The 2167-nt window shown below is 55.3% G+C and carries 1 protein-coding gene and 1 pseudogene; both read left to right on the forward strand.

Annotation, left to right across the window (positions count from 1 at the left end):
- Window positions 1-227: pseudogene (locus tag WBC85_RS14915) on the forward strand (glutaredoxin); the annotation flags it as partial.
- Window positions 228-1067: 840 nt separating this feature from the next.
- On the forward strand, window positions 1068-2167 hold a 1100-nt coding region (locus WBC85_RS14920), incomplete at its 3' end, for a TolC family protein (protein WP_424438955.1).

Genomic DNA, 2167 nt, shown 5'->3' on the forward strand with positions numbered 1-2167 from the left:
GTATCGCCATGACGGCAGGCGCGCTGTTGTGGCTGGCTGCCCCTGTAGCAATTATCATCGGCGGTATTGTGGCGGTTTCGGTCATCAAGGCAGTCTATATCGACAAACGAGAGCTGAAATGCGCCTGCGTGGGCGGCAGTAGCAATGTGCCGCTTGGGTTTATCTCGCTGACCGAAAATCTGATGATGCACGGCATGGGTGGATGGATGTTGGCACGGATGCTTTGAAGCATATCGGTCAAAGTGCCTGTCACCGGGACATCTGCGCTTGTAGCACGAAAAAGTTGGAAACCTTCCTGCGCTGGATGGATTGACAGGAGGGACCGAGTTGCCCACACCAGAGGGATGAACACGGTGAAATCCATATATGCATTGATAAAAACGCTGGCTTGCGCTGCGTTTGTCTTTGCTTTGGTGCTCCTTCCGCCCTCCGCCGCGCATGCTTCGGCTGATATGCATGGCGGCCACCATTCCGCCCCCGAAAGTTTGACTGTCGGCGCTGATCACCAAAGCCATGATATGGCTCAGGTTGGTAAGTCAGCAGGAAAATGTGGGTCTTTGGGCAGTGCCGAAGGGCAGGACCACGCGGCGGGTAAATGCTGTAGCGGTATTTGCAGTTCTGTAGTTCTTAATGAGACTGCACCTCTTTTTGTGGGGCATAGCATTGCTGACCGTTATATTCCCCTTAAAGCTCAGGCGCGCTCGACCGAGCCTTCAGGTTTTCTACGCCCTCCCCAATTTCTGATCTGATCAAAGGCTCTTAACAGGGCCTTCGTTTCACGTGCTTTTGCACGCGGTTCCGAAGTTCATCAGTCAGGCACGATCCATGAAAATTCAAATACTTTTGGGGGCTTCGGCCCTCACTCTTGGCGCATGCGCGCAAGACCTCAAGCCCTTGCCCTATACGGCAACGCCATTACCAGTCGTTGCGGCGCAACAAGCTGTTACGAACACGGCCGTTGTGTCACCTGTGCGGTATCAAGATCCCCTTGCCGGATACACATATCGCGGCCCGACCGGCCCACGCGATTGGCGCACCGTCAACGAAGAACAGTCGGAGGGGAATTGATGCGTATTTCTAAATTACCGCTGATTGCTGGTTTTCCGCTGTTTCTGGGGGCCTGTGCGGTCGCCGTGCCCGGTGCTTACACCGAGCCAAAAGCAGGCTTTGCCAACGTTGCAAGCCAGGTGACACCTGCAATCGGGAAGCGAGCCGTTTTTGCCGAAACCCAGGCTGAAAACGAAGCGTTGAGAAAACAAGTTCATGCGATGGTGCATCGCAAGACGATCTCGGCGGATACGGCCGTTCAGGTGGCATTGCTCAATAACAAGGGGCTTCAGGGATCCTACGCAAATGTAGGATTGTCCGCTGCTGACGCATGGCAGCAATCAACGCCAGAGAACCCTGTGGTATCGATCGGCATATTGGGGATAGGTGCGCCTGAACTGGGTGCCTACCGCGCCATCGAAGGTTTGATACGCGCAAATATTCTGGATGCGACAACGCGCAAACAGCGCCGAGAGATTGCTGATGCCGGCTTTCGCCAAGCACAGCTGAGTGCCGTTAATGACACCCTCGCACTGGCAAATCAGACCCGTCAGGCATGGATTGCGTCCGTAGCTGCGTTTGAGGCGGTTGGATACCTCAAGCGGGCGAAAGTAACATCTGACGCCGGATCGGAATTGGCGCGGAAGCTGGGTGAGACGGGTGCTCTGAACAAGGCAGGACAGGCCCGTGAGCAGGCGTTCAATGCCGAGTTGGCAGGACAGCTCGCAAAGGCACGTCTGAATGCAACCAAGTCGAAAGAGGAACTGACACGGTTGATGGGCCTCTGGGGAACCGAGGTTGATTACTATGTGCCCGATGCATTGCCTGCTTTGCCCAAGTCAGTCGGCAACATTGGAAACATCGAAGCAAAGGCATTACGAAATCGCGTTGATCTGCGTGTGGCAAAACTGGGTCTTGAAGCCCAAGCGGCAGCATTCGGTCTTACGGATCAAACGCGCATTGTCAGCGATCTTGAAATCGTCGGCGGCGCCGAATTTGAACGCGAGGCAGGCGAGGATGGGGATACCGAAAAGGTCCTGACACCTCAGGTGGAGCTGGAGTTCGCAATCCCGATTTACGACACGGGCAAGGCGCGGATGCGCAAGGCAGAGCTGTCGTA

The sequence above is a fragment of the Planktotalea sp. genome, from assembly GCF_049680325.1.
GTDB lineage: Bacteria > Pseudomonadota > Alphaproteobacteria > Rhodobacterales > Rhodobacteraceae > Planktotalea.